The sequence below is a fragment of the Bacteroidota bacterium genome, assembly GCA_016183775.1.
GTDB lineage: Bacteria > Bacteroidota > Bacteroidia > JABDFU01 > JABDFU01 > JABDFU01.
Genome location: JACPDY010000130.1, coordinates 1 through 3,361, shown reverse-complemented (window position 1 = coordinate 3,361; position 3,361 = coordinate 1). Strand labels below are relative to the sequence as shown.

The window sequence follows — 3,361 nt, the reverse complement described above, 5'->3', positions numbered from 1 at the left end:
TTATTATTTTTATATTGCTTCTTTATCATTTGTCTATTCTTACTTCTTGTCTCCTTTTTAACCTTTTTGTCTATCTTTTTGCTTCTTCTTCTCTCCTTTCTTCTACTTCTTCCTTTATACTTTGTGGAAGAAATCTGTGACTTTCTGGTTGTCGTTGTTTACTTTGTTTATGTTTTTGGGGGGTCTCCCTGGCCCCCTTTTCATTGGTACTTTCTCTGTCGGTGAGATTCCGGCCTGCGGTTCTTCTTCTGCGAAACTTTCATCGAGGATTCTTTCTATGTCTTGTATGCATTTTGGGCTTGCTTCCATTATCTGTTGTCTAAAGAGGTTTAGTAGATCTCTTGCCTTTTCGCTGATAATTCTATCGTTTGCCGAGTGTGCGTTACTGGTGAGCTGCGATGTTATGAGTAGGTAGAATTCTTCAGTTTTAGTTGGTATATATTCTATCTCCTTTACGCGGTATCTTATTATGTACTCTTCTAGTGAGCTTTCTTCTAGTACATTGGCCCAGTTTAGCTTTTGCTTGGTTTCCTCCTGGTGTTTCCATGTAGAGCTGTATGCTATGGTTGTTACGTAGTTCTTTATTATGGCGTGCGCTGCTTCTTTCTCTTTCTGCTTTATGGTTTGGTCTGTGGATTTGCCGATTTTGATTAATCTGGCTTCTAGTTCGTGTATTTTTGCGTTTGTGGCATAAAGGAGGACTGTTGGTAGTATTATTCTTGGTTTGAACGTGGTGTTAATTTCTCCCCTGCTGATTCGTTTTAGAGCATCGTCTATTCTTGAGTTGTCCCATTCTGCTAGGTTGATGGTTTTTTGCTTTCCCTCTATTATTGGGATTATATTCTTCATGAGGTTCTCACCTAGGTTTTCCTCCGCTTCCGTCCACTGTTTCATTGTTGTTATGATGGATGTTAAAATCATTTCCTTTTCTTCCGCTCTGTCTTTGTAGTAGTCACCGTTATATATTTTGATCAGCGGCCTAATCATTATCTCGTAATATCCAAGCTTGAAGAAAGCCATGCATTCTCTTGGTGTGGTATCCCTTTGGAGTATCCTGCTGAAAATGATTTTTCGTATTGTTTTCCATGCATCTTTAATGTTCCCGGCTAGCGCTATGATTGGTAACATGTGTGATATTTTTGACTTACAGTAGATTGAGAAAATCCTTATCCTCGCTAATCTTGCCAAGTCTCTGTTCTTGGAAATGAAATCTAGTATGGTGCCAAAAGCATTTTCTCTGAGTGCCACTGTCGGGTTTCCCTGCGAATCAATTACTTGCCCTAGGTATTTGGTTTCGGTTTTACATGTGATTGGAAGGTCATCTTTTGTGTTGATGACCTCGTCTAGCTTGCTTGTGAGGAGTTCGCATTTACTGTAGTTGAAGTTTAGTTTTTCATGGTTCATTTTCTCCTCCAGTTGGTCAAATGTGCGTTGTAGGGTGCTAATTTCTGTTCCTTGAATGATAATGTCATCTACGAATGCTTGTGTGTATGTGCCGAGGTTGTTTGTATTCATTTCTAGCAGTGTGTCACCAATGTAGAAATTGAAAAGAATGGGCGACCATGGGTCTCCTTGGCTTAATCCTCTCGTTGGGTGTATGGTATAGTCCATTATCTCGTATTGCATTCTGTTATCTATACTCAGATTTGAGAGGATGAGTTTTTGCGCTATTATTTTGTTTCTGAGTTGTTCTCTGGGGATGCTGTCGTATGCTTTTCTAATATCTATGAGGACGGATTTGTTGTACCCGAACTTCCTTGAGTTGTGTATGATTGTTAGCCTTGCGATACCAGTGCTTCTTCCTTCTATAGATCCGTATTGGAAGTTCTTTATTTTGTCTTGGATTGAGGCGAGTAGTGTTGGTAGGGAAAGCTTTTTCATGAGCATAAGCCAGGCTGGCAGTATTGCTATTCCTCTCAGCTCCTCCCATTTCGATGGGTTCTCTACTTTGTTAAATAGAATTATTTTTGTTCTGTTGTGGAAGAAAAAGGAGTTGTTTTTGCTCCTGAGTGCTGCATCGAAAAGTTTGGTGAGATTTGCTTGGTTGTCACTCAAAGTTTCGCCCTTTATGGCTTTATGGAGATCATGTTGAGAGAAACCGAAAAAATCTAGCGCTGTGCTTCTAGGTTTAGTAATCGGTTGTAGCCTTTCTGATTTGCATGACGTGAGTAGTGTTGTGGTGTTGATAATGTCATCTGTTATCAGTGTTTGCTGCACGTTATCTCCTTCATAGAGTGTGTTGAAACCTGCCACGATGTCCTTAAAATTTGCATCTTTTTCATATAGTCTACATTTGCGTTTGGAGTTGAGCACCTTGTTAATTTTCACCCAATCTCCCTTGTCTATATGACCGTTGCTTACGATTGCTGATAGTTTCTTTTTTTCTGTGTTTATGAAGTCGGTAAATTTCTTTTTTGCCTGTTCTTTTCTTGCGTTGTAGTCTTCGTAGAGGTCACTCTGCTCCGATATGCCTTCCAGCTTGGTTCCAGTTATTATGATTCTCGGGTCCTGGAGGGTTATCTCTGTGTTGGGGTCTCTGGCTGCTTGTAATAGCATGTTTGTATTGTTCCTCGCCGTGCGCTTTTGTAGGGTTATTTTTCTCTCGGAAGTGTCCTCCATTTTATAAGGTAGCTTTGCTGTGGTTATTATTACATTATGGTCAGACATCCCGTTTGGGACGTCTATTGCTCGTGAGAGTGAGATGTTTTCGCTTATGTGGTAGACTCCTATGCGTTTTAGTCCCGTTTCCAGTTTGTTCATGTCCCCGATGATGTAGTCCGCTGCCATTATGTGATCAGGGATGTCCCCTATAAAGGTTGGTTCTGCATAAATGTTGCTGAGTGTTCTCGATTGTCTTGTGTCTGTGTCCGTTATGGCTATTTTTATGTATCTGCCGTGTTCTATGTCCTTGTCCAGTACCTCTGTCTTTACCTTCAGAAATTTGCTGACTAGTATGGCACATCCCTTCCTCCTTTCTTTTCCATCCGCTCTGTAAATTTTAAAATTTCTCAAGTACAATTTCTCTCCCTCTGTTAAGAACGTTTCTTGTAGGAACATGATGTGAATTTGTTCTCTTTGTAGCAGATTGTGCAGGTATTCCCTCTTGGTGAAATCCCTTATGGATCTTATATTCCAGCATGCTATGGTTAGGGGGCTTCCTATGAGTAATTGTGTTCCCATCCATGAGTATATTCTTTCTGCAATTTGGTTTTTCTGGTTGTCAGCGATCGCTTCATAGTGTCCGGTATCTCCTCTTGCCCCGCCACTTCCCTCTGTGTATGCAAGCTTGATCATGGGCGTCCCTGGTGAGATTTCGTTCCATCTCTCATTGGTGTGTTTTGGGTCTCGTCTGTAGATTGTT

At 40.8% G+C, this 3,361-nt stretch carries 1 protein-coding gene; it reads right to left on the bottom strand.

What is annotated here, in order from left to right:
* Positions 1–114: 114 nt before the first annotated feature.
* Positions 115–3,294, bottom strand: a complete 3,180-nt coding sequence (locus tag HYU69_15185) for a hypothetical protein (protein MBI2271685.1) — start codon at positions 3,292–3,294, stop codon at positions 115–117.
* Positions 3,295–3,361 lie beyond the last annotated feature (67 nt).

Bases quoted from the DNA above. Each gene is read 5' to 3' on its own strand.
- HYU69_15185 (MBI2271685.1), bottom strand. From the start codon at position 3,294: ATGATCAAGCTTGCATACACAGAGGGAAGTGGCGGGGCAAGAGGAGAT.